This window comes from Limnospira fusiformis SAG 85.79, assembly GCF_012516315.1.
Classification (GTDB): domain Bacteria; phylum Cyanobacteriota; class Cyanobacteriia; order Cyanobacteriales; family Microcoleaceae; genus Limnospira; species Limnospira fusiformis.
Window position 1 is genome coordinate 6,267,297 of the sequence record NZ_CP051185.1, and the last position, 25,013, is coordinate 6,292,309.

Genomic DNA, 25,013 nt, shown 5'->3' on the forward strand with positions numbered 1-25,013 from the left:
AATTTCATCAAAGCGCGGCTCGACCAATTCCGGTAGAATTAACATTGTCCTGTGATTACCATAGTGATTTAAAATCTTAACATATTGTGAATCCACCGGGACCCCAACTCCCTATAAATCCTTAATTTGCCCTAAATCATTATGTCTATTGGCTATCTCGCCCTGGTACTCCATGCTCACCTACCCTTTGTCAGACACCCCGAAAGTGACTATGTATTAGAGGAAGAGTGGTTATTTGAAGCCATTACCGAAACCTATATTCCTCTGATCCAAATGTTTGAAGGGCTCAAACGTGATCGCATTGAATTCAAAATGACCATGAGCCTGACCCCCCCTCTGGTGTCCATGCTCCGCGATCCGCTTTTGCAAGAACGCTACGACCAACACTTAGCCAAACTACAGGAATTGGTCGAGAAAGAAGTTGACCACAACCAACACAATGACCATCTAGTTTATCTAGCCAAACATTATATTGAAGAATTTGCCGAAGCCCGTACCCTCTGGGAAAGATATAGCGGGGATTTAGTTACAGCCTTTAAGCAATTCCAAGACAGCAACAACCTAGAGATTATCACCTGTGGAGCCACCCACGGCTATCTACCCCTAATGAAAATGTACCCCCAAGCGGTACACGCCCAAATCCAAGTCGCCTGCGAACACTACGAAGAAAACTTTGGTCGCCCCCCTAGAGGTATCTGGCTGCCAGAATGCGCCTATTATAATGGTTTGGAAACGATTGTAGCCGACTGTGGTTTACGCTACTTTCTCACCGATGGCCATGGGGTACTCTATGCCCAACCCCGTCCCCGATTTGGTACCTATGCCCCCATTTTTACGGAAACCGGAGTCGCCGTTTTTGCTCGCGACCATGAATCATCCCAGCAGGTCTGGTCTTCCCAGGTGGGATATCCCGGCTCTCCCGAATATAGAGAGTTTTATAAAGATTTAGGTTGGGAAGCTGAATATGAATATATTAAACCCTATATCATGCCCAACGGTCAACGGAAAAATACGGGCATCAAATATCACAAAATTACTGGGCGCGACTTAGGACTAGCAGATAAAGAACTCTATGACCCCTATTGGGCTAAACAAAAAGTCGCGGAACACGCTGCCAATTTTATGTTTAACCGAGAGCGCCAGGTTGAACACCTACAGGGGATTATGCAGCGCCCCCCCATTATTGTCTCTCCCTATGATGCGGAACTTTTCGGACACTGGTGGTATGAAGGACCTTGGTTCCTAGATCTTCTGTTCCGCAAGACTTGGTTTGATCAAGATGTTTACGCGATGACCCATCTAGCTGATTATTTACAGACTTACCCCACCCAGCAGGTCTGTCGTCCGGCTCAGTCGAGTTGGGGTTATAAGGGATTTCATGAATATTGGCTTAACCATACTAACTCCTGGATATATCCCCATTTACATAAAGCGACAGAGCGCATGATTTCCCTCGCTTGTCGAGAAGCGCTTAATGAGTTGGAACTGCGGGCTCTCAATCAGGCGGCGCGGGAATTGCTGCTGGCTCAATCCTCTGACTGGGCTTTTATTATCAGTTCTGGGACTATGGTTCCCTATGCTGTGCGCCGCACTAAATCCCATCTCATGCGCTTTAACAAGATTTATGAGGATATCAAGATCGGTAAAATTGATGCGGGATGGCTCCAAAAGGTGGAAACTCTCGATAATATCTTCCCCAACATTAACTATCGGGTCTATCGACCTGTGATGTAGCCTCACCCCTACCCCCGCTCTAACCCTCCTATCATCCTATCAACCCTAGCCACTAAGGGGGCTGGGGCTTTTTTGTCAGAATGCGATCGCTAATTTAGCCCGAAACTAATGTTAAATTTTGTAAACTTCTGGTATTCTGTAAAATAGACTACAGAATTTTATAGTATAGTAGTAAGCGTGGGGGAAAAAACCCACTCAAATCACTAGGAGACAAAAAACATGGGTACTCAGGACCAAGCACGGGCGTTAATGATGGGTCATCACCAAAATATCAAGAACCGTCAGCAATCTATGCTCAACCGTTCGGCTCAAGAAGTAGGTATGGAAGATGTGGGTGACTACTACAGCACCATCCAAGGGAAACCTAACTCCAATTCAAGTATGAGTTACGATCGCAGTTCCTCATCAATGAGTTAAAGCACTTCAACCCTTTTTCAATCAGTTAATTCCATATACTAGGAGACAAAAATCATGGGTACTCAGGACCAAGCACGAGCTTTAATGATGGGTCATCACCAAAATATCAAGAACCGTCAGCAATCTATGCTCAACCGTTCGGCTCAAGAAGTAGGTATCGACGATGTGGGCGATTATTATAGCACCATCCAAGGGAAACCTAACTCCAATTCAAGTATGAGTTACGATCGCAGTTCCTCATCAATGAGTTAAAGCACTTCAACCCTTTTTCAATCAGTTAATTCCATATACTAGGAGACAAAAATCATGGGTACTCAGGACCGAAGCACGAGCTTTAATGATGGGTCATCACCAAAATATCAAGAACCGTCAGCAATCTATGCTCAACCGTTCGGCTCAAGAAGTAGGTATCGACGATGTGGGCGATTATTATAGCACCATCCAAGGGAAACCTAACTCCAATTCAAGTATGAGTTACGATCGCAGTTCCTCATCAATGAGTTAAAGCACTTCAACCCTTTTTCAATCAGTTAATTCCATATACTAGGAGACAAAAATCATGGGTACTCAGGACCAAGCACGAGCTTTAATGATGGGTCATCACCAAAATATCAAGAACCGTCAGCAATCTATGCTCAACCGTTCGGCTCAAGAAGTAGGTATCGACGATGTGGGCGATTATTATAGCACCATCCAAGGGAAACCTAACTCCAATTCAAGTATGAGTTACGATCGCAGTTCCTCATCAATGAGTTAAAGCACTTCAACCCTTTTTCAATCAGTTAATTCCATATACTAGGAGACAAAAATCATGGGTACTCAGGACCAAGCACGAGCTTTAATGATGGGTCATCACCAAAATATCAAGAACCGTCAGCAATCTATGCTCAACCGTTCGGCTCAAGAAGTAGGTATCGACGATGTGGGCGATTATTATAGCACCATCCAAGGGAAACCTAACTCCAATTCAAGTATGAGTTACGATCGCAGTTCCTCATCAATGAGTTAAAGGACTGCAACCCTTTTTAAATTCCTCATTTCAATCTGACTTAATAAATATCAATTAGCGGGAGACCAAAACCATGTGTACTCAAGATGAAGCCAGGGCGCTAATGATGCGTCATCATCATAACATCAAGAACCGTCAGCAATCTATGCTCAACCGTTCGGCGCAGGAAGTAGGTATCGATGTTGGGGATTATTATAGCACGATTCAAGGCAAACCCCATTCCGACTCACGGGATAACTACGATCGCTCCCGAGCTTCGATGAGTTAAAATTTCAACACCACGAAAAATTGAAAAATCTTTGTCCCCACCCCCACCTAGCCGTCTTCAGGTGGGGGATAGTTAATTATCCATGAATTTGTTTGTGCAAATCCCCACTGTAGCAATCCCGCTGGGTGGGGATTTTCAATTAAAACTTGGTATAATGCCTTCTGCTCAAGAGTAGATGCTAGAAGGCGAAACCTATGTCAGAGTGGCAAAAGATTGATGGTGGCATCACCGCACCCAAGGGATATAAAGCCAGTGGAATCACCGCCGGGCTCAAACCTTCTGGAGCGCCAGACTTAGCGTTGATTATATCAGATGTAGAGGCGATCGCAGCGGGGGTATTTACGACATCCCAAGTGCGCGCCGCCTGTGTAGATTATTGTCGGCAAAAGTTAGAAGCGAAACCCAGTGTGCGGGCGATTTTATGTAATTCCGGTCAAGCCAACGCCGGGACAGGACAGCAGGGGTGGGAAGATGCCCAAGATAGTGCGAAAGCCTTGGCGGCGGCGTTAAATATTGATCCAGATTCGATTTTACTAGCTTCCACCGGAGTCATCGGTAAACGGATTAAAATGGAGGAACTCATAGCAGCCATTCCCCAATTAGTGTCTGAGGTTTCCGAAAACGGCGGGACAGCGGCAGCCGGGGCAATTATGACGACGGATTTGGTGATGAAATCCATTGCTTTAGAAACTCAATTTGGCGATCGCCCGGTGCGGATTGGTGGCATTGCCAAAGGTTCGGGGATGATTCATCCTAATATGGCAACAATGCTGGCTTTTGTCACCTGTGATGCTGCGGTTTCTCCTCCTCTGTGGCAAGAAATGCTGACTAGGGCTGCCAATCGTAGTTTTAATCAAATTACAGTTGATGGGGATACTAGCACCAACGACACGCTGATTGCTTTAGCTAATGGTCAGTCCCGCACTCCGGCAATTACTGGACCCGGACCTGATGCTGATAAATTAGAAGCGATGCTGACAGCAGTTTGTGAACATTTAGCTAAGGCGATCGCCAGAGATGGAGAAGGGGCTACCTGTTTAATTGAAGTGCAGGTAACTGGCGCACCCACAGAAGCAGCGGCGGCTATGGTTGCTAAAACTATTGTTGGGTCTTCTTTATTAAAGGCGGCGATTTTCGGTTGTGACCCTAATTGGGGAAGAATTGCGGCTGCAGCCGGACGGGCTGGGGTTCGTTTTGACCAGGATAAGTTAGAGATTTCCTTGGGTGAGTTTCAACTGATGAAAAATGGTCAGCCTTTAGCTTTTGATGCAGCTGCGGCCAGTAATTATTTAAAACTGGCTAAAACTGCGGCTTATCTTCAGGAAGATACAGTGTTAATCAAGGTTAAAATTGGTGATGAGCCAGGAAGTAGTAAGGCTTGGGGATGTGACCTTAGCTATGATTATGTGAAAATTAATGCAGAATACACTACTTAATTGGTCTTGACCTGATCAACCCGGTTGCTCACAGAAACCGGGTTGATTGTTCCGACAAATATCAACTATTCGCGCTCACAGGGTTTCTGGATCGATACCCAATTCCCGGAGTTTCGCCAAGGCGCGATCGCGTTCTTGTTTTGCCTTATCCCGTTCTTGTTGTGCCTCATTGCGTTCTTGTTGTGCGCGATCGCGTTCATCAAACAAATCCCCCGGTTCTTTGAACAATTCCCCATTAGGGTGATACACTGCTAAACCATCATCAAACAGCTCAAAGCGAATGTTCAACAGTGGAGAAGTCCAGGGGAAATCTAGGGGGGTAATTAACACCAAGCTATCTTCGGGGGTAGCCCGTTGAAAACCCCAAAAATTATGGGATTGGGGATTATAAAAATACATCTCCAGCACGCCATACTGTTGATAAAATTGTTGTTTGGCAGCCATTTCGCTCATGGTGTTACTGGGAGAGAGGATCTCAAACACCACTTGCGGCGGAATGTTGTCTTCTTCCCACTGTTTATAACTACCGCGCGCGCCATCAGGACGACCTAACACCACCATCGCATCAGGGGCTTGTCTGGGAGCGGGGGGACGTTCTACCTGGACGGGATACCAGAGTAAATCCCCCGCCACAAAAGCCACTTGTGACTTGAGAAGTTGTTTAAGGTTGCTGACTAGCCGCACAATCCAGCCATACTGGAGGGTATTTTCCGCCATCGGTTTACCATCAGAGTCGGGGTAGAGGATATGAGGGGGGATAGGAGTTTGAACCATCATTCAGTACCCGGATGAATCAATATTCACCTATTATATAGCGACCCTAGAACGGTTGTGGAATCAGCCCTCGCCCTCAATCTGAATCCCAGAGAGGGACAGGAACTTTTGCTCACAATTATCAGAGGGTTTCTGGATCGATACCCAATTCCCGGAGTTTCGCAAAGGCGCGATCGCGTTGTTGTTGTGCCTCATTGCGTTCTTGTTGTGCGCGATCGCGTTCTTGTTTTGCCTCATTGCGTTCTTGTTGTGCGCGATCGCGTTCATCAAACAAATCCCCCGGTTCTTTGAACAATTCCCCATTAGGGTGATACACTGCTAAACCATCATCAAACAGCTCAAAGCGAATGTTCAACAGTGGAGAAGTCCAGGGGAAATCTAGGGGGGTAATTAACACCAAGCTATCTTCGGGGGTAGCCCGTTGAAAACCCCAAAAATTATGGGATTGGGGATTATAAAAATACATCTCCAGCACGCCATACTGTTGATAAAATTGTTGTTTGGCGGCCATTTCGCTCATGGTGTTACTGGGAGAGAGGATTTCAAACACCACTTGCGGCGGAATGTTGTCTTCTTCCCACTGTTTATAACTACCGCGCGCGCCATCAGGACGACCTAACACCACCATCGCATCAGGGGCTTGTCTGGGAGCGGGGGGACGTTCTACCTGGACGGGATACCAGAGTAAATCCCCCGCCACAAAAGCTACCTGTGACTTGAGAAGTTGTTTAAGGTTGCTCACTAGCCGCACAATCCAGCCATACTGGAGGGTATTTTCCGCCATCGGTTTACCATCAGAGTCGGGGTAGAGGATATGAGGGGGGATAGGAGTTTGAACCATCATTCAGTACCCGGATGAATCAATATTCACCTATTATATAGCGACCCTAGAACGGTTGTGGAATCAGCCCTCGCCCTCAATGTGAATCCCAGAGAGGGACAGGAACTTTTGCTCACAATTATCAGAGGGTTTCTGGATCGATACCCAATTCCCGGAGTTTCGCAAAGGCGCGATCGCGTTCTTGTTGTGCCTCATTGCGTTCTTGTTGTGCGCGATCGCGTTCATCAAACAAATCCCCCGGTTCTTTGAACAATTCCCCATTAGGGTGATACACTGCTAAACCATCATCAAACAGCTCAAAGCGAATGTTCAACAGTGGGGAAGTCCAGGGGAAATCTAGGGGGGTAATTAACACCAAGCTATCTTCGGGGGTAGCCCGTTGAAAACCCCAAAAATTATGGGATTGGGGATTATAAAAATACATCTCCAGCACGCCATACTGTTGATAAAATTGTTGTTTGGCAGCCATTTCGCTCATGGTGTTACTGGGAGAGAGGATTTCAAACACCACTTGCGGCGGAATGTTGTCTTCTTCCCACTGTTTATAACTACCGCGCGCGCCATCAGGACGACCTAACACCACCATCGCATCAGGGGCTTGTCTGGGGACGGGGGGGACGTTCTACCTGGACGGGATACCAGAGTAAATCCCCCGCCACAAAAGCTACTTGTGACTTGAGAAGTTGTTTAAGGTTGCTGACTAGCCGCACAATCCAGCCATACTGGAGGGTATTTTCCGCCATCGGTTTACCATCAGAGTCGGGGTAGAGGATATGAGGGGGGATAGGAGTTTGAACCATCATTCAGTACCCGGATGAATCAATATTCACCTATTATATAGCGACCCTAGAACGGTTGTGGAATCAGCCCTCGCCCTCAATCTGAATCCCAGAGAGGGACAGGAACTTTTGCTCACAATTATCAGAGGGTTTCTGGATCGATACCCAATTCCCGGAGTTTCGCAAAGGCGCGATTGCGTTTTCATCAAACAAATCCCCCGGTTCTTTGAACAATTCCCCATTAGGATGATACACAGCTAAACCATCATCAAACAGCTCAAAGCGAATGTTCAACAGTGGAGAAGTCCAGGGGAAATCTAGGGGGGTAATTAACACCAAGCTATCTTCGGGGGTAGCCCGTTGAAAACCCCAAAAATTATGGGATTGGGGATTATAAAAATACATCTCCAGCACGCCATACTGTTGATAAAATTGTTGTTTGGCAGCCATTTCGCTCATGGTGTTACTGGGAGAGAGGATCTCAAACACCACTTGCGGCGGAATGTTGTCTTCTTCCCACTGTTTATAACTACCGCGCGCGCCATCAGGACGACCTAACACCACCATCGCATCAGGGGCTTGTCTGGGAGCGGGGGGACGTTCTACCTGGACGGGATACCAGAGTAAATCCCCCGCCACAAAAGCCACTTGTGACTTGAGAAGTTGTTTAAGGTTGCTGACTAGCCGCACAATCCAGCCATACTGGAGGGTATTTTCCGCCATCGGTTTACCATCAGAGTCGGGGTAGAGGATATGAGGGGGGATAGGAGTTTGAACCATCATTCAGTACCCGGATGAATCAATATTCACCTATTATATAGCGACCCTAGAACGGTTGTGGAATCAGCCCTCGCCCTCAATCTGAATCCCAGAGAGGGACAGGAACTTTTGCTCACAATTATCAGAGGGTTTCTGGATCGATACCCAATTCCCGGAGTTTCGCAAAGGCGCGATCGCGTTCTTGTTGTGCCTCATTGCGTTCTTGTTGTGCGCGATCGCGTTCATCAAACAAATCCCCCGGTTCTTTGAACAATTCCCCATTAGGGTGATACACAGCTAAACCATCATCAAACAGCTCAAAGCGAATGTTCAACAGTGGAGAAGTCCAGGGGAAATCTAGGGGGGTAATTAACACCAAGCTATCTTCGGGGGTAGCCCGTTGAAAACCCCAAAAATTATGGGATTGGGGATTATAAAAATACATCTCCAGCACGCCATACTGTTGATAAAATTGTTGTTTGGCAGCCATTTCGCTCATGGTGTTACTGGGAGAGAGGATTTCAAACACCACTTGCGGCGGAATGTTGTCTTCTTCCCACTGTTTATAACTACCGCGCGCGCCATCAGGACGACCTAACACCACCATCGCATCAGGGGCTTGTCTGGGAACGGGGGGACGTTCTACCTGGACGGGATACCAGAGTAAATCCCCCGCCACAAAAGCCACTTGTGACTTGAGAAGTTGTTTAAGGTTGCTCACTAGCCGGACAATCCAGCCATACTGGAGGGTATTTTCCGCCATCGGTTTACCATCAGAGTCGGGGTAGAGGATATGAGGGGGGATAGGAGTTTGAACCATCATTCAGTACCCGGATGAATCAATATTCACCTATTATATAGCGACCCTAGAACGGTTGTGGAATCAGCCCTCGCCCTCAATCTGAATCCCAGAGAGGGACAGGAACTTTTGCTCACAATTATCAGAGGGTTTCTGGATCGATACCCAATTCCCGGAGTTTCGCAAAGGCGCGATCGCGTTGTTGTTGTGCCTCATTGCGTTCTTGTTGTGCGCGATCGCGTTCTTGTTTTGCCTTATCCCGTTCTTGTTTTGCCTCATTGCGTTCTTGTTTTGCCTCATTGCGTTCTTGTTGTGCGCGATCGCGTTCATCAAACAAATCCCCCGGTTCTTTGAACAATTCCCCATTAGGGTGATACACTGCTAAACCATCATCAAAAAGCTCAAAGCGAATGTTCAACAGTGGGGAAGTCCAGGGGAAATCTAGGGGGGTAATTAACACCAAGCTATCTTCGGGGGTAGCCCGTTGAAAACCCCAAAAATTATGGGATTGGGGATTATAAAAATACATCTCCAGCACGCCATACTGTTGATAAAATTGTTGTTTGGCAGCCATTTCGCTCATGGTGTTACTGGGAGAGAGGATTTCAAACACCACTTGCGGCGGAATGTTGTCTTCTTCCCACTGTTTATAACTACCGCGCGCGCCATCAGGACGACCTAACACCACCATCGCATCAGGGGCTTGTCTGGGAACGGGGGGACGTTCTACCTGGACGGGATACCAGAGTAAATCCCCCGCCACAAAAGCCACTTGTGACTTGAGAAGTTGTTTAAGGTTGCTCACTAGCCGGACAATCCAGCCATACTGGAGGGTATTTTCCGCCATCGGTTTACCATCAGAGTCGGGGTAGAGGATATGAGGGGGGATAGGAGTTTGAACCATCATTCAGTACCCGGATGAATCAATATTCACCTATTATATAGCGACCCTAGAACGGTTGTGGAATCAGCCCTCGCCCTCAATCTGAATCCCAGAGAGGGACAGGAACTTTTGCTCACAATTATCAGAGGGTTTCTGGATCGATACCCAATTCCCGGAGTTTCGCTAAGGCGCGATCGCGTTCTTGTTGTGCCTTATCCCGTTCTTGTTTTGCCTCATTGCGTTCTTGTTGTGCGCGATCGCGTTCTTGTTTTGCCTTATCCCGTTCTTGTTTTGCCTCATTGCGTTCTTGTTGTGCCTCATTGCGTTCTTGTTGTGCGCGATCGCGTTCATCAAACAAATCCCCCGGTTCTTTGAACAATTCCCCATTAGGGTGATACACAGCTAAACCATCATCAAACAGCTCAAAGCGAATGTTCAACAGTGGAGAAGTCCAGGGGAAATCTAGGGGGGTAATTAACACCAAGCTATCTTCGGGGGTAGCCCGTTGAAAACCCCAAAAATTATGGGATTGGGGATTATAAAAATACATCTCCAGCACGCCATACTGTTGATAAAATTGTTGTTTGGCAGCCATTTCGCTCATGGTGTTACTGGGAGAGAGGATTTCAAACACCACTTGCGGCGGAATGTTGTCTTCTTCCCACTGTTTATAACTACCGCGCGCGCCATCAGGACGACCTAACACCACCATCGCATCAGGGGCTTGTCTGGGAACGGGGGGACGTTCTACCTGGACGGGATACCAGAGTAAATCCCCCGCCACAAAAGCCACTTGTGACTTGAGAAGTTGTTTAAGGTTGCTCACTAGCCGGACAATCCAGCCATACTGGAGGGTATTTTCCGCCATCGGTTTACCATCAGAGTCGGGGTAGAGGATATGAGGGGGGATAGGAGTTTGAACCATCATTCAGTACCCGGATGAATCAATATTCACCTATTATATAGCGACCCTAGAACGGTTGTGGAATCAGCCCTCGCCCTCAATCTGAATCCCAGAGAGGGACAGGAACTTTTGCTCACAATTATCAGAGGGTTTCTGGATCGATACCCAATTCCCGGAGTTTCGCAAAGGCGCGATCGCGTTCATCAAACAAATCCCCCGGTTCTTTGAACAATTCCCCATTAGGATGATACACAGCTAAACCATCATCAAACAGCTCAAAGCGAATGTTCAACAGTGGAGAAGTCCAGGGGAAATCTAGGGGGGTAATTAACACCAAGCTATCTTCGGGGGTAGCCCGTTGAAAACCCCAAAAATTATGGGATTGGGGATTATAAAAATACATCTCCAGCACGCCATACTGTTGATAAAATTGTTGTTTGGCAGCCATTTCGCTCATGGTGTTACTGGGAGAGAGGATCTCAAACACCACTTGCGGCGGAATGTTGTCTTCTTCCCACTGTTTATAACTACCGCGCGCGCCATCAGGACGACCTAACACCACCATCGCATCAGGGGCTTGTCTGGGAGCGGGGGGACGTTCTACCTGGACGGGATACCAGAGTAAATCCCCCGCCACAAAAGCTACCTGTGACTTGAGAAGTTGTTTAAGGTTGCTGACTAGCCGGACAATCCAGCCATACTGGAGGGTATTTTCCGCCATCGGTTTACCATCAGAGTCGGGGTAGAGGATATGAGGGGGGATAGGAGTTTGAACCATCATTCAGTACCCGGATGAATCAATATTCACCTATTATATAGCGACCCTAGAACGGTTGTGGAATCAGCCCTCGCCCTCAATCTGAATCCCAGAGAGGGACAGGAACTTTTGCTCACAATTATCAGAGGGTTTCTGGATCGATACCCAATTCCCGGAGTTTCGCTAAGGCGCGATCGCGTTCTTGTTGTGCCTTATCCCGTTCTTGTTTTGCCTCATTGCGTTCTTGTTTTGCCTCATTGCGTTCTTGTTTTGCCTTATCCCGTTGTTGTTGTGCCTCATTGCGTTCTTGTTGTGCGCGATCGCGTTCTTGTTTTGCCTTATCCCGTTGTTGTTGTGCCTCATTGCGTTCTTGTTGTGCGCGATCGCGTTCATCAAACAAATCCCCCGGTTCTTTGAACAATTCCCCATTAGGATGATACACAGCTAAACCATCATCAAACAGTTCAAAGCGAATGTTCAACAGTGGGGAAGTCCAGGGGAAATCTAGGGGGGTAATTAACACCAAGCTATCTTCGGGGGTAGCCCGTTGAAAACCCCAAAAATTATGGGATTGGGGATTATAAAAATACATCTCCAGCACGCCATACTGTTGATAAAATTGTTGTTTGGCAGCCATTTCGCTCATGGTGTTACTGGGAGAGAGGATTTCAAACACCACTTGCGGCGGAATGTTGTCTTCTTCCCACTGTTTATAACTACCGCGCGCGCCATCAGGACGACCTAACACCACCATCGCATCAGGGGCTTGTCTGGGAGCGGGGGGACGTTCTACCTGGACGGGATACCAGAGTAAATCCCCCGCCACAAAAGCTACCTGTGACTTGAGAAGTTGTTTAAGGTTGCTGACTAGCCGCACAATCCAGCCATACTGGAGGGTATTTTCCGCCATCGGTTTACCATCAGAGTCGGGGTAGAGGATATGAGGGGGGATAGGAGTTTGAACCATCATTCAGTACCCGGATGAATCAATATTCACCTATTATATAGCGACCCTAGAACGGTTGTGGAATCAGCCCTCGCCCTCAATGTGAATCCCAGAGAGGGAGAGGAACTTTTGCTCACAATTATCAGAGGGTTTCTGGATCGATACCCAATTCCCGGAGTTTCGCTAAGGCGCGATCGCGTTCTTGTTTTGCCTCATTGCGTTCTTGTTGTGCGCGATCGCGTTCTTGTTTTGCCTTATCCCGTTGTTGTTGTGCCTCATTGCGTTCTTGTTGTGCGCGATCGCGTTCATCAAACAAATCCCCCGGTTCTTTGAACAATTCCCCATTAGGATGATACACAGCTAAACCATCATCAAACAGCTCAAAGCGAATGTTCAACAGTGGAGAAGTCCAGGGGAAATCTAGGGGGGTAATTAACACCAAGCTATCTTCGGGGGTAGCCCGTTGAAAACCCCAAAAATTATGGGATTGGGGATTATAAAAATACATCTCCAGCACGCCATACTGTTGATAAAATTGTTGTTTGGCAGCCATTTCGCTCATGGTGTTACTGGGAGAGAGGATCTCAAACACCACTTGCGGCGGAATGTTGTCTTCTTCCCACTGTTTATAACTACCGCGCGCGCCATCAGGACGACCTAACACCACCATCGCATCAGGGGCTTGTCTGGGGACGGGGGGACGTTCTACCTGGACGGGATACCAGAGTAAATCCCCCGCCACAAAAGCCACTTGTGACTTGAGAAGTTGTTTAAGGTTGCTGACTAGCCGCACAATCCAGCCATACTGGAGGGTATTTTCCGCCATCGGTTTACCATCAGAGTCGGGGTAGAGGATATGAGGGGGGATAGGAGTTTGAACCATCATTCAGTACCCGGATGAATCAATATTCACCTATTATATAGCGACCCTAGAACGGTTGTGGAATCAGCCCTCGCCCTCAATCTGAATCCCAGAGAGGGAGAGGAACTTTTGCTCACAATTATCAGAGGGTTTCTGGATCGATACCCAATTCCCGGAGTTTCGCAAAGGCGCGATCGCGTTCATCAAACAAATCCCCCGGTTCTTTGAACAATTCCCCATTAGGATGATACACAGCTAAACCATCATCAAACAGCTCAAAGCGAATGTTCAACAGTGGAGAAGTCCAGGGGAAATCTAGGGGGGTAATTAACACCAAGCTATCTTCGGGGGTAGCCCGTTGAAAACCCCAAAAATTATGGGATTGGGGATTATAAAAATACATCTCCAGCACGCCATACTGTTGATAAAATTGTTGTTTGGCAGCCATTTCGCTCATGGTGTTACTGGGAGAGAGGATCTCAAACACCACTTGCGGCGGAATGTTGTCTTCTTCCCACTGTTTATAACTACCGCGCGCGCCATCAGGACGACCTAACACCACCATCGCATCAGGGGCTTGTCTGGGAGCGGGGGACGTTCTACCTGGACGGGATACCAGAGTAAATCCCCCGCCACAAAAGCTACCTGTGACTTGAGAAGTTGTTTAAGGTTGCTGACTAGCCGGACAATCCAGCCATACTGGAGGGTATTTTCCGCCATCGGTTTACCATCAGAGTCGGGGTAGAGGATATGAGGGGGGATAGGAGTTTGAACCATCATTCAGTACCCGGATGAATCAATATTCACCTATTATATAGCGACCCTAGAACGGTTGTGGAATCAGCCCTCGCCCTCAATCTGAATCCCAGAGAGGGACAGGAACTTTTGCTCACAATTATCAGAGGGTTTCTGGATCGATACCCAATTCCCGGAGTTTCGCTAAGGCGCGATCGCGTTCTTGTTGTGCCTCCTCTTTTGCCTTGCGTTCTTGTTTTGCCTCATTGCGTTCTTGTTTTGCCTCCCTGTTGTGCCTCATTGCGTTCTTGTTGATCGCGTTCTTGTTTTGCCTTATCCCGTTGTTGTTGTGCCTCATTGCGTTCTTGTTGTGCGCGATCGCGTTCATCAAACAAATCCCCCGGTTCTTTGAACAATTCCCCATTAGGATGATACACAGCTAAACCATCATCAAACAGTTCAAAGCGAATGTTCAACAGTGGGGAAGTCCAGGGGAAATCTAGGGGGGTAATTAACACCAAGCTATCTTCGGGGGTAGCCCGTTGAAAACCCCAAAAATTATGGGATTGGGGATTATAAAAATACATCTCCAGCACGCCATACTGTTGATAAAATTGTTGTTTGGCAGCCATTTCGCTCATGGTGTTACTGGGAGAGAGGATCTCAAACACCACTTGCGGCGGAATGTTGTCTTCTTCCCACTGTTTATAACTACCGCGCGCGCCATCAGGACGACCTAACACCACCATCGCATCAGGGGCTTGTCTGGGAGCGGGGGGACGTTCTACCTGGACGGGATACCAGAGTAAATCCCCCGCCACAAAAGCTACCTGTGACTTGAGAAGTTGTTTAAGGTTGCTGACTAGCCGCACAATCCAGCCATACTGGAGGGTATTTTCCGCCATCGGTTTACCATCAGAGTCGGGGTAGAGGATATGAGGGGGGATAGGAGTTTGAACCATCATTCAGTACCCGGATGAATCAATATTCACCTATTATATAGCGACCCTAGAACGGTTGTGGAATCAGCCCTCGCCCTCAATGTGAATCCCAGAGAGGGAGAGGAACTTTTGCTCACAATTATCAGAGGGTTTCTGGATCGATACCCAATTCCCGGAGTTTCGCAAAGGCGCGATCGCGTTCTTGTTGTGCGCGATCGCGTTCATCAAACAAATCCCCCGGTTCTTTGAACAATTCCCCATTAGGATGATACACAGCTAAACCATCATCAAACAGTTCAAAGCGAATGTTCAACAGTGGGGAAGTCCAGGGGAAATCTAGGGGGGTAATTAACACCAAGCTATCTTCGGGGGTAGCCCGTTGAAAACCCCAAAAATTATGGGATTGGGGATTATAAAAATACATCTCCAGCACGCCATACTGTTGATAAAATTGTTGTTTGGCAGCCATTTCGCTCATGGTGTTACTGGGAGAGAGGATCTCAAACACCACTTGCGGCGGAATGTTGTCTTCTTCCCACTGTTTATAACTACCGCGCGCGCCATCAGGACGACCTAACACCACCATCGCATCAGGGGCTTGTCTGGGGACGGGGGGACGTTCTACCTGGACGGGATACCAGAGTAAATCCCCCGCCACAAAAGCCACTTGTGACTTGAGAAGTTGTTTAAGGTTGCTGACTAGCCGCACAATCCAGCCATACTGGAGGGTATTTTCCGCCATCGGTTTACCATCAGAGTCGGGGTAGAGGATATGAGGGGGGATAGGAGTTTGAACCATCATTCAGTACCCGGATGAATCAATATTCACCTATTATATAGCGACCCTAGAACGGTTGTGGAATCAGCCCTCGCCCTCAATCTGAATCCCAGAGAGGGAGAGGAACTTTTGCTCACAATTATCAGAGGGTTTCTGGATCGATACCCAATTCCCGGAGTTTCGCCAAGGCGCGATCGCGTTCTTTTTGGCAGGGGGATTTAGGGTAATGGATAATGATATGATGATGCGGGAGGCTAAAGCTGTTAATTACATTGACCACCTACCATATTAATCAACCCGCCTTAACCCCCATTTTGGGGGCGACTTATTACTTAGTATATATTGATAAGTATCTCTATGTAACTACTGCATTTGTCCGGCTACAGTCAGAATTTTATGCACAGTTATTTGTAGTTGTTCTGGGTCAAAAGGTTTAGTTAAATATTCAGTAGCGCCGGCTAAACGCCCTTCAATTTTATCGCAGACAGTATCCCTAGCAGTTAACATGATAATCGGTAACTTTTCTAAATGGGGAGTCCGCCTAATAATTCGACATAATTCTAAGCCATCTACACCCGGCATAGCAATATCTAACAACATTAAATCAATCGAATCATGATGTAATTGTCCCAAGGCTTCTAGGGTATTGCTGGCTACTAAAATTCGATAATTTTCCCCTAGGGTTTGTCGCACCATTTTTTGGATTACTAGACTATCATCCACTGCGAGAATGGTAGCTGGGGAGGTTTCATTAAGACACATAATTATTCTCCTTGATGCTTATTGAAATCTGGGTTAAATTCAATAATATAATAGAGTGAAATATTAGCTTTGTGCAGCCCAATTATGGCGATCGCCTATATACCAAAAAACTCTATGGACTGGCCAAAATTACCCGACTGGCTTACCTCATCAATTCACTGAGGGACTCGCGCCCTTTGATGGTTTGTCAATGGGCGTATTCAGCCCTTGACCTGTTCAAAAGTTTAAGTATAATGTCAAAAGCCTTTCCTCCCATTATATAACAATGATTCCCTGTCAAAACTAAAGATTTATTTAATGGTATAATCTTGTTAACCAAGTCTTGACGGTTAACCCTCGAATCTAAATCACCTCCCTGATAGTATATTGTTGAGGAAATCCCCCAGTAAATGAGGCGATCGCAGTTGACTGTTTTCACTGTTTGTGGTATAATCACCAATTCGCTGTCAACTCAACTAAATTATGTCAAACTATGAAGGATAATGGTTTGTTAGGTGGAGTCCTATGGCGCGAGGAGATCAGATTTATGTTTACCGGGAATTTCTGAATATGGATGGAGTCTACGAACATCACGGTATTGACTGTGGAGACGGGACAGTTATCCATTACCGCAAACCCAGCGAAACCATTGAACGAACATCCTTGAGAACTTTTAGCAAAGGTAAACCAGTTTATATTCGCAGTTATCCAGTCCGCTATATTCCCGAGACCACCATACAAAGGGGAGAAAGTAGGCTAGGGGAACGCAAATATAATCTACTATTTAATAACTGTGAACATTTTGCCACCTGGTGTGTAACCGGAGTGAGTGATAGCCGACAAATTCGTGATTTTATTCCAGTCATCAACCATATAAATGTTGACAGTTTAGAGGACCCGATCGCCAAAGCCTTACGAACAGCGCCCAACGATAATTTACCGCAGTTAATTAATAATGCCTTAACCGATATTAGAACCGCGTGGAATGATATTCAACCCCAATATCAAGAAGCCTTAGCCGAAATGAAATCCTGGCATCAAGTAGCAATTAACGCCATGAAGCAAAACCGGGAAGACCTAGCCAGGGAGGCACTAAAACGTAAACAAACCTATAAACAAAGGGCGCGGGAATTAGAAGCGGACTTAAAAAAACTAGCAACTCTGACTGAAGATTTAGTACAACAACAAACCCAACTGTAGCCCAAAAACGAGGCATAAAACCATGGCAAAATCTCCAGATAATCACCGTTCAAGTAGCCCGTTAAAATGGTGGAGTAAAATTGTCCTAATTTTAGGTTTATGTATATTAGTGGGTGGTTGTCAATTTCAACCCCCGACAACAGAGGGAGTGATTAACCTAACTTTGTGGCATGGAATTAATCCCCCACCCAACCGGGATGTTTTCCAAAAGTTAGTCGATCGCTTTAATCAAGACCATCCCCATATTCAGGTAGAAGCGCTTTATATAGGTCAACCTGATCAACAAATGCCGAAAATCTTAACCGCAGTAGTCGGAAATGCGCCGCCAGATATTTTATGGTATACACCAATTATTACAGGTCAACTGGTAGAACTAGATGCCATTAAACCGATTCAAGATTGGTTAAATAACTCCCCGGTAAAGGCAGAAATTGATCCGGCTTTATGGACAGGAATGGAATTAGAAAATCAGATTTGGTCTGTACCTATGGCAACTAATAATACAGCCATTTTTTATCGTCCGAGTTTATTTGCAGCCGCCGGAATTGAGACCATACCTTCCACTTGGTCAGAGTTCCGAGAAACCGCCGCCAAATTGACAGCAGCAGGGGAGAAGTATGGGATAGTATTACCCCTAGGTAAAGGGGAATGGACGGTATTTACCTGGCTACCATTTATGTATAGTGCGGGTGGAGAATTAGTCAGAAATGGTGAAGCCAATTTAGTTAATCCTGGGGCGATCGCCGCCTTAGAATTTTGGTCAAATTTGATAGAAGATGGTTCAGCAATTCTCTCCGCACCGGAAAGAGGTTATGAACAGGATAACTTTATTTCTGGTAGGGTAGCGATGCAAATTACCGGACCTTGGACTTTAGGTTATCTCGACCAAATTGGTATTGATTATGGAGTGTTTCCTATTCCGGCGGAAAATCAACAGGCGGCGGTAGTTGGGGGTGAAAATTTGTTTGTGATGAAAACCACCCCAGACCGAGAAAAAGCCGCCTTAGAGTTTCTCGAATATGTAGTCGGATCGGAATTTCAAACGGAGTGGAGTTTAGGAACCGGATATTTGCCGATTAATTTAACAACTCGCCTTGACCCCCGTTATCAAGAATATGTGGCTAAACAACCAGCTTTGAATGTCTTTTTACAGCAGATGAATTGGGCGGTATCTCGTCCGAATATTGCGGGATATAGTCGCATTTCCGAAAATTTGGGTAGAGCGATCGAGGCTACACTATTAGGACAATCGCCCCAGTCCGCCCTCAAAGCCTCTCAAAACCGCCTGAGACTAGCGTTATAACCGACAGCCGAAATTTTCCCGTCCCGCCGTAAATTTGGATAAATTGCCTGATTAGAAAATGCTGTTAACACCCACAAAAACATGAGTTATTGTATTAACCCCAAGTGTTTACAACCCCAAAATTCTGACCAGGAAAAATACTGTCAGAGTTGTGGATTTTCCCTGTTGTTACACAACCGTTATCGCCCCCTACAGCCCATTGGACAAGGAGGATTTGGTCGGACTTTTTTGGCGAGAGATGAAAGCAGACCATCCCATCCTCATTGTGTAATTAAAGAGTTTGATTTTCCCGAAAAAAATGCCAGCTATAATCATGCTGTCAAGTTATTTAATCAAGAGGCGGTGCGCTTAGATTGTTTGGGGGAACATCCTCAAATTCCCCGGCTATTAGCTTATTTTGAAGAACATCAACTTTTGCTATTAGTTCAAGAGTATATTCCGGGGAAAACGTTATTACAAGAATTTGAACACGATGGATTATTTGATGAACCCAAAATTTGGCAGATATTACGAGATTTATTACCAGTGCTTAAATTTGTTCACGATCGCGATATTATTCACCGAGACATCAAGCCAGCTAACCTCATTCGTCGCAGTCTTAGACACCCTTTACCACCCTCTCCCATAGGTTTTAATAACCCAGATACCATAGGGGAAACTCGCACCAGTGCAGCGATAGGTAATTTATCCTCAAAGTCAATTCGCGATCGCCCTGTACCATTACCGCCGCCACCCCCTCGACCCTCGGGAAAATCGATAAATTCGGAATCTCAAATAATCGAAAATGGTCTGATAGTATTAATTGATTTTGGCGTGGCTAAGTTACTAACAGCCACCACCATTAGTCGCACAGGAACTATTATCGGTAGCCCCGAATTTATGGCACCAGAACAAACTCGCGGGCGAGTATTTCCAGCTAGTGATTTATATAGTTTAGGCGCAACTTGTTTATATTTACTTACCGGAGTTTCCCCCTGGGATTTATATGATACCGTCCTCGAAAAATGGGTTTGGCGCGATTTTTTATCTCCCGAACGTATGGTTAGCGATAAATTAGGAAAAGTCCTTGATAAATTAGTCAATAATCAAATCCTACAGCGCTATAATTCGGCGGCATGGAAGTGTTAGCGGCTATCTCCACATCACCCCCCAAGACCTCCCCTCCCACCCAGAAAGTTCTCAAACCTCAGTCCCCACCTAAAACCGCCCATAAAGCCTCAAAAACTAGGAAGCATAAAACCTCCCCCCCATCATCGGAACCCGCGAATTTAACTGACAATTTAAAGGATAATTTTCAGGCAATGTTAGGGCGAATCATACCCGCCTTAACTCAACCCCCAGATGATGAATATTTGGCTTCCGAGAGGGGTGGAGACTATGGACAGTTACAGAAATTATTAGCGACCCATAGATGGCGAAAAGCTGACCGAGAAACCTGGATTATGTTATGTCGCGCGTTAGGTAAAGGCGGACGACCCTACTTACATTATAGCGATTTGAATAAGTTACCTTGTGAAGATTTGACCATCTTAGATAACTTATGGGTTAAGTATAGTAATCATCGCTTTGGGTTTAGTATTCAAGCCCAAATTTATCTACAGGAAGAGTCAGACTATGGGAAATTTTGCGATCGCGTCGGTTGGCTAAAGTCTATCGGACACGACCCCTCACTCGGCTTTCGCTATAATTTGAATATTCCTACAGGACACCTTCCCACCCGCATTTGGGTAATGAATGGGGGTAAATGGTGGCTACACTTGGAAACCATCACCCAACGACTAAAAGACTGTGGTTTAATTTAATCGGCTGCGGTGGGGGTGTGGTTGGCTCCCGATTTTTGTTTGATCACCTGATGGGATATAGTTAAATCTAATCATCCTAATAATGACTATCTATTGATGGGTTATTCTATCCTCCCCCTCTATGTTTGTCTGTTCTCTGTCGCCAAGACACAAATTATTATATTATAATTGAATGTGATGCTCTCAGGACTCAACATCTAATGACAGAAACCCCTCAACCAACTACAACCCCCAACTTACAAGAACCCAAATTTGGGTTTAACTCCTATTCGGAACGCCTCAATGGTCGCGCGGCGATGATTGGGTTTGTGATTACTTTGGCGATCGAATATTTCACCAAACAGGGACTACTAGCTTGGCTAGGGTTAAGCTAAATTGCGATTTTCCGCCCTGAATCCGGCGATTTAACGACCACTAACCCCCCCAGCTAAGGGGGGGGGATGATTACCACCTTACCAGGTCTTTCAAGGCAGATTTATGGGGGGTATTTGGGCAGTAAATTAGCGGGCTTCAGCGGCTTGGGTATGCCTTTCTAGGGCTAATTCAATGAGTTGATTTACCAATTCTGGAAAGCTGATTCCTGTGGCTGACCACAGTTGCGGATACATACTTAAAGCGGTAAAACCGGGGAGGGTGTTGATTTCATTCAGCAAGACTTCTCCGGTTTTTTCGATATAGAAGAAATCTACCCGCGCTAGTCCAGCAGCATCGACGGCGAGGAAGGCTTCGATCGCCATATCTCGGACTTTAGAAGCGATCGCTGTATCAATAGGCGCTGGAATCATCAGATTAGCTTTGCCATCAGTATACTTAGTTTCGTAGTCGTAGAAATCGCTGTTATAGCTAATTTCTCCCACCACGGACGCTTTCGGATAATCATTGCCTAAAACAGCACATTCTAGTTCTCTGGCTTCGACTCCTGCTTCCACAATAATTCGCCGATCATAGGTAGCCGCAGCATCTAAAGCCGCTTCGAGTTCCTGACGCGATCGCACTTTGGAAATGCCAACAGAAGACCCTAAATTAGCAGGTTTCACAAAGCAGGGATAACCCAAAGCCGCATCAAGGTCATCGCATAATTTCGGGAAAATACAGGGGTTAGACCATACTTGACTACGCCGCACTGCTTGATAACGCACTTGCGGAATTCCCGCCTGAGAAAAAGCCATTTTCATGGCGATTTTATCCATACCAACCGCAGAACCGAGAACTCCCGAACCCACATAAGGCACTTGCATTAAGGTTAACATACCCTGAACTGTGCCATCTTCCCCATTAGGACCGTGAAGAATGGGAAACCAAAGGTCTATATCCTTTACAGTGGCGGGGTCAGGAATGCGATCGCTTGGTATCACTTCCCCTGTCACTGTTAGGGGTTGACCCGACTCTAAAACCGCTTCCGCCTCGGTCCCTCTATGCCACACCCCATTTTTTTCTATATATATGGGGACTACCTCATATTTACTGGGGTTTGGGTCTATAGAGAGTGCATTGGCGATCGCCTTAGCCGAGGTAATGGACACCTCATGCTCTCCCGAACATCCACCAAATAACAGTGCAACCCGGAGTTTTGTCATATTACCCTACAACCTAATTTCCCGATTCACTTTGACACAATCTCTGGAAAAATCCAAGCTAATGGCGGGATATTTTCTGATTTTACCGTGTATGGCAACCAGTATTACGTCAGTTTCTTTCTGATAGTCAACAGAATCTTCCTGAGAGCAGCTTGCTGTTGTCCAAGTGGTTTTTCAATCCATTACGCTCAACCTATAAAGACGTAGTATCTAAAATTTCAATGGTTGGCAAAATCCCAGTTTTATGGTTTTCCAAACCTTCTCTAAAATCCTGCACATTTTCCTTACCTGATTCTTGCAAAGCCTTTAATAGGGTCGCCGTTTCCGTCACTAATTTCTCGACATTAATATCAAAATAACTCGGCTGATAGTAACCCAGGCGAGAAATTCCTTCCCCCATCAAAATAACTGCTCCTTGCCAATTATCATTACTGAGATGATACAGAGAAACAGCAATTTGTAAAATGCCTTGATAAAACCGCTTTTCGGGTTCTCCGGCTTCCATCCAGATAGCTTCTAAAGTATCATGGCAGGCGTAAAATTCCCTTTGATTAAACTCATTAATTCCTTGCCAAAACTCAGGAGGAATATCTTTAACCATTGTCTTATCCTTACCTATAGCACAACCCGCGACATTACATAAATAATATAATCCCCCTGTGAATAAGGGGGAGTTAGAGGGAGTTAGAGGGGGGTAAAATAACTTTTACCTGTTCCCTAGTTACTGGTGATATGGTAGCTCAAACCATGCTTTTTCTGGCTTCTTCTAACACTTCCATCTCAATGGTTTGCTGATCTCCGGCAAAATCATTATCTGGGGTTAAGAAAAGCATACAATGGCACTCTTTGCGTTCCCGCATAGGGATGCAAGGACAATTCCAGAAAGCATCTTTGACCTCTGCCTCTTTATCTTCATAGTGGCGGCAGGGACATAGGGGAGAACCTAAATCATCCTTATGCTTGGCAAGTCCTTCAATCACTACGGCTGTCACTGAAGGTTCCGCACAAAAATAGGTTCCAGTTCGTTTAGCATACTGTTCGGCGAATCGCTTCATCGCCTCTAGGCTTTTGGGAGTGGAGAGTTTTTCGTTGATCTGCTCTGTCATTATGGAAGCACTCTTGACTAAATCCGCTTTTAATATTTTAACCCAAAACCGGATCTTGTTCAAATTCTACCTAGGGCGATCGCCAAGTTTCTCCATGGGTCTTAGGCATCCCGTTTAGGTTGGCACTACATATTCACCTCGCAGACGTTGTATAATTTCCCGAAACCGATATCCGTCCTCATCGAGAGATTGCTCAATTTCTGTGGTAGAACTATTAGTTTCAGAAGGTAATGGTTTTTGTTGACCAAACTGGGTCACAGTATTTCGGAGACGATAGGACAAAAACTTACTTACTGCTCGATAAAATCTCAGAGAAAACAAAGCATCCCACTCCAATTTTTCTGATAATTTTTCACGAGGAACCGATAAGACTAAACAAGGTTCTTTGGCGCTAACTGTTGCTGAAGGCATACGACCATCAACAAAAGACATTTCTCCGATAACTTCTCCTATACCCAGTGTAGCCACTTCTCGATTTCCCAAGGCGGCTACTGATGCCACCAATGTACCATCAAGAACGATATAAAGGGCTTCAATTAGCTGACCTTCTGTAATTAAAACCATGCCAGACTCAAGTTGCTGTTGCTGACCATTAGCAATAATCCAGTCCAGGTCACGATCGCTCAATTCTCCCAGAATAGCTAGTGTTTTATTCATAGATCATCACGAAGGTAATTATTAACAATTTAGGATAGCTGCCTAACCAGTTACCACCTCACCCGTGAATCAATTAATTACTACTCCTCACTATTTGGCTATTTTTGGACACCCTGACTGCTTTAACTGTTGATAGCCTATCCAGCACCATCAATACAATTGTAGCATAAGCTGCTTACGATACTGAGGGATAAGTGGATGATCTGGTCCGAGAAGGTCAAACACTGCGATCATAGCTTTTCTAGCGCCATCTTCGCGATATTTACGACTAATGCCGACAATCTTTAGAAATAATGAAAGACCCGCATCATATTCCTCATTAATGATATGCTGGCAGGCTTGAGCATAAAGCTGTTCTATTTCGGTTTCTCCAGGGTTTTCAGCAGCGACTCGAAATTCAATCAATTTTTCGACAGCACGCGCCTTAGCATGAAACTCTCGGTTATCGGGTCTAATAGTTGCCAACATTTTTTGGGCGGCTTCAATTTCATTAACGGCAATGAAAAACTGAGCAGCTTTAATAATTAGTTCGGGATGATTGGGATATTTCTCAAACAAAAAATCAAACAAATTTTTAGCTTGTTTGAGATTACCGGAATGAGTAGCATTGTCAATAGCGGACAATCCATTTTCTAACTCTGATTTAAGGTTAAACCCCGCCAACAATTCCCGCAGTTGCGGTTCAGCGATCGCCCCCACAAAACCAGGTTTAACCTCTCCTTTGGTAACCATACGAACATCAGGAACTCCCTGAATACCATATTGACTAGCTAATTCAGGATTCTGATCTACATCGACCTTGGCTAAGATAAAATCGTATTCGGTGGTCAGTCGCTCTAGTATGGGTTTCATGATTTGACAAGGGCCGCACCAGGTAGCAAAAAAATCGACCATCACCAATGTTTCCCAAGACTTATCAATAACTTCTGCCTGAAAATTATCCTGATTAACGTCAATGGCATATCCCATATTAACCTATCTCCTGTTGCTGATATAGATACTAAT

General features: G+C 45.8%; 29 protein-coding genes and 4 pseudogenes. 12 read left to right on the top strand and 21 right to left on the bottom strand.

Features of this window, described 5'->3' with window-relative positions; all coding sequences use genetic code 11:
* Positions 1–141 precede the first annotated feature (141 nt).
* From HFV01_RS29330 to argJ, 8 genes are all read left to right on the top strand, one after another.
* Positions 142–1,734 (top strand): glycoside hydrolase family 57 protein, encoded by a 1,593-nt coding sequence (locus HFV01_RS29330; protein ID WP_006622839.1) that lies wholly within the window; start codon positions 142–144, stop codon positions 1,732–1,734.
* Between the two features lie 219 nt (positions 1,735–1,953).
* Positions 1,954–2,151 (top strand): glutamine synthetase inactivation factor IF7A, encoded by a 198-nt coding sequence (gene gifA, locus HFV01_RS29335; protein WP_006622840.1) that lies wholly within the window; start codon positions 1,954–1,956, stop codon positions 2,149–2,151.
* Between the two features lie 54 nt (positions 2,152–2,205).
* Entirely contained in the window at positions 2,206–2,403 is a 198-nt protein-coding gene (gene gifA / locus HFV01_RS29340) for a glutamine synthetase inactivation factor IF7A (protein WP_006668917.1), read from the top strand.
* 85 nt (positions 2,404–2,488) lie between these two features.
* Positions 2,489–2,656, top strand: a complete 168-nt coding sequence (gene gifA / locus HFV01_RS29345; protein WP_193520680.1) for a glutamine synthetase inactivation factor IF7A — start codon at positions 2,489–2,491, stop codon at positions 2,654–2,656.
* Positions 2,657–2,710: 54 nt separating this feature from the next.
* A complete protein-coding gene (gene gifA, locus HFV01_RS29350) occupies positions 2,711–2,908 on the top strand; it encodes a glutamine synthetase inactivation factor IF7A (RefSeq protein ID WP_006668917.1) in 198 nt (65 codons plus the stop codon).
* Between the two features lie 54 nt (positions 2,909–2,962).
* Complete coding sequence (gifA, locus tag HFV01_RS29355) at positions 2,963–3,160, top strand: glutamine synthetase inactivation factor IF7A (RefSeq protein ID WP_006668917.1); 198 nt, start codon at positions 2,963–2,965, stop codon at positions 3,158–3,160.
* Between the two features lie 73 nt (positions 3,161–3,233).
* Positions 3,234–3,428 (top strand): glutamine synthetase inactivation factor IF7A, encoded by a 195-nt coding sequence (gene gifA / locus HFV01_RS29360; protein WP_006668916.1) that lies wholly within the window; start codon positions 3,234–3,236, stop codon positions 3,426–3,428.
* A 194-nt stretch (positions 3,429–3,622) separates the two neighbouring features.
* Positions 3,623–4,864 carry a bifunctional ornithine acetyltransferase/N-acetylglutamate synthase gene (gene argJ, locus HFV01_RS29365; RefSeq protein ID WP_006622841.1) on the top strand — a complete coding sequence of 414 codons (1,242 nt, stop codon included), beginning with the start codon at positions 3,623–3,625 and terminating at the stop codon, positions 4,862–4,864.
* A 75-nt stretch (positions 4,865–4,939) separates the two neighbouring features.
* On the opposite strand, the gene HFV01_RS29370 is transcribed toward argJ, so the two are convergent.
* The 16 genes and pseudogenes from HFV01_RS29370 to HFV01_RS29440 all read right to left on the bottom strand — a co-directional run bounded on the left by HFV01_RS29370 (position 4,940) and on the right by HFV01_RS29440 (position 16,384).
* A complete protein-coding gene (locus HFV01_RS29370; protein ID WP_006670568.1) occupies positions 4,940–5,641 on the bottom strand; it encodes a Uma2 family endonuclease in 702 nt (233 codons plus the stop codon).
* 118 nt (positions 5,642–5,759) lie between these two features.
* Complete coding sequence (locus HFV01_RS29375; RefSeq protein ID WP_193520681.1) at positions 5,760–6,482, bottom strand: Uma2 family endonuclease; 723 nt, start codon at positions 6,480–6,482, stop codon at positions 5,760–5,762.
* Between the two features lie 118 nt (positions 6,483–6,600).
* Positions 6,601–7,282 (bottom strand): annotated as a pseudogene (locus HFV01_RS29380) (Uma2 family endonuclease).
* A gap of 118 nt (positions 7,283–7,400) precedes the next feature.
* Positions 7,401–8,041, bottom strand: a pseudogene (locus HFV01_RS29385) (Uma2 family endonuclease).
* A 118-nt stretch (positions 8,042–8,159) separates the two neighbouring features.
* Entirely contained in the window at positions 8,160–8,840 is a 681-nt protein-coding gene (locus HFV01_RS29390; protein ID WP_193520682.1) for a Uma2 family endonuclease, read from the bottom strand.
* Between the two features lie 118 nt (positions 8,841–8,958).
* The gene (locus tag HFV01_RS29395) at positions 8,959–9,723 is read right to left on the bottom strand and encodes a Uma2 family endonuclease (RefSeq protein ID WP_193520683.1); all 765 of its coding nucleotides are present in this window, start codon (positions 9,721–9,723) and stop codon (positions 8,959–8,961) included.
* A 118-nt stretch (positions 9,724–9,841) separates the two neighbouring features.
* Positions 9,842–10,627, bottom strand: a complete 786-nt coding sequence (locus HFV01_RS29400; RefSeq protein ID WP_108615191.1) for a Uma2 family endonuclease — start codon at positions 10,625–10,627, stop codon at positions 9,842–9,844.
* Positions 10,628–10,745: 118 nt separating this feature from the next.
* Entirely contained in the window at positions 10,746–11,384 is a 639-nt protein-coding gene (locus HFV01_RS29405) for a Uma2 family endonuclease (protein ID WP_006670567.1), read from the bottom strand.
* A gap of 118 nt (positions 11,385–11,502) precedes the next feature.
* Positions 11,503–12,330, bottom strand: coding sequence for a Uma2 family endonuclease (locus HFV01_RS29410; protein WP_318286053.1), 828 nt, complete (start codon positions 12,328–12,330; stop codon positions 11,503–11,505).
* Positions 12,331–12,448: 118 nt separating this feature from the next.
* Entirely contained in the window at positions 12,449–13,192 is a 744-nt protein-coding gene (locus tag HFV01_RS29415; protein WP_193520684.1) for a Uma2 family endonuclease, read from the bottom strand.
* Between the two features lie 118 nt (positions 13,193–13,310).
* Positions 13,311–13,948, bottom strand: a pseudogene (locus HFV01_RS29420) (Uma2 family endonuclease).
* 118 nt (positions 13,949–14,066) lie between these two features.
* The gene (locus HFV01_RS31540; protein WP_318286054.1) at positions 14,067–14,204 is read right to left on the bottom strand and encodes a hypothetical protein; all 138 of its coding nucleotides are present in this window, start codon (positions 14,202–14,204) and stop codon (positions 14,067–14,069) included.
* Positions 14,167–14,868, bottom strand: coding sequence for a Uma2 family endonuclease (locus HFV01_RS29425; RefSeq protein ID WP_318286055.1), 702 nt, complete (start codon positions 14,866–14,868; stop codon positions 14,167–14,169). Before HFV01_RS29425 ends, HFV01_RS31540 begins: the two co-directional genes overlap by 38 nt.
* Before the next feature lie 118 nt (positions 14,869–14,986).
* On the bottom strand, positions 14,987–15,646 hold the full coding sequence (locus HFV01_RS29430) for a Uma2 family endonuclease (protein ID WP_108615192.1): 660 nt from the start codon (positions 15,644–15,646) through the stop codon (positions 14,987–14,989).
* A 118-nt stretch (positions 15,647–15,764) separates the two neighbouring features.
* Positions 15,765–15,902, bottom strand: a complete 138-nt coding sequence (locus HFV01_RS29435) for a hypothetical protein (protein WP_157234563.1) — start codon at positions 15,900–15,902, stop codon at positions 15,765–15,767.
* 83 nt (positions 15,903–15,985) lie between these two features.
* The gene (locus HFV01_RS29440) at positions 15,986–16,384 is read right to left on the bottom strand and encodes a response regulator transcription factor (RefSeq protein WP_006622844.1); all 399 of its coding nucleotides are present in this window, start codon (positions 16,382–16,384) and stop codon (positions 15,986–15,988) included.
* Between the two features lie 504 nt (positions 16,385–16,888).
* Between HFV01_RS29440 and HFV01_RS29445 the strand changes: the two genes are divergently transcribed.
* From HFV01_RS29445 to HFV01_RS29460, 4 genes and pseudogenes are all read left to right on the top strand, one after another.
* Positions 16,889–17,563 (top strand): lecithin retinol acyltransferase family protein, encoded by a 675-nt coding sequence (locus HFV01_RS29445; RefSeq protein ID WP_008056100.1) that lies wholly within the window; start codon positions 16,889–16,891, stop codon positions 17,561–17,563.
* Positions 17,564–17,585: 22 nt separating this feature from the next.
* Positions 17,586–18,866, top strand: a complete 1,281-nt coding sequence (locus HFV01_RS29450; RefSeq protein ID WP_006622847.1) for an ABC transporter substrate-binding protein — start codon at positions 17,586–17,588, stop codon at positions 18,864–18,866.
* 81 nt (positions 18,867–18,947) lie between these two features.
* Positions 18,948–20,668 (top strand): annotated as a pseudogene (locus HFV01_RS32260) (GUN4 domain-containing protein).
* A 200-nt stretch (positions 20,669–20,868) separates the two neighbouring features.
* Positions 20,869–21,042, top strand: a complete 174-nt coding sequence (locus HFV01_RS29460) for a CAB/ELIP/HLIP family chlorophyll-binding protein (RefSeq protein WP_006622850.1) — start codon at positions 20,869–20,871, stop codon at positions 21,040–21,042.
* Between the two features lie 126 nt (positions 21,043–21,168).
* Here HFV01_RS29460 and HFV01_RS29465 read toward each other — a convergent pair whose 3' ends face one another.
* The 5 genes from HFV01_RS29465 to HFV01_RS29485 form a co-directional block, all read right to left on the bottom strand.
* Entirely contained in the window at positions 21,169–22,245 is a 1,077-nt protein-coding gene (locus HFV01_RS29465) for a D-alanine--D-alanine ligase family protein (protein WP_006670563.1), read from the bottom strand.
* 193 nt (positions 22,246–22,438) lie between these two features.
* Positions 22,439–22,846, bottom strand: coding sequence for a DUF309 domain-containing protein (locus HFV01_RS29470; protein WP_006622852.1), 408 nt, complete (start codon positions 22,844–22,846; stop codon positions 22,439–22,441).
* Between the two features lie 139 nt (positions 22,847–22,985).
* A complete protein-coding gene (locus tag HFV01_RS29475) occupies positions 22,986–23,351 on the bottom strand; it encodes a ferredoxin thioredoxin reductase catalytic beta subunit (RefSeq protein WP_006617433.1) in 366 nt (121 codons plus the stop codon).
* Between the two features lie 114 nt (positions 23,352–23,465).
* Positions 23,466–24,008 carry a cyclic nucleotide-binding domain-containing protein gene (locus tag HFV01_RS29480; RefSeq protein ID WP_006622854.1) on the bottom strand — a complete coding sequence of 181 codons (543 nt, stop codon included), beginning with the start codon at positions 24,006–24,008 and terminating at the stop codon, positions 23,466–23,468.
* 150 nt (positions 24,009–24,158) lie between these two features.
* The gene (locus HFV01_RS29485) at positions 24,159–24,977 is read right to left on the bottom strand and encodes a tetratricopeptide repeat protein (protein WP_193520685.1); all 819 of its coding nucleotides are present in this window, start codon (positions 24,975–24,977) and stop codon (positions 24,159–24,161) included.
* Positions 24,978–25,013: the final 36 nt, after the last annotated feature.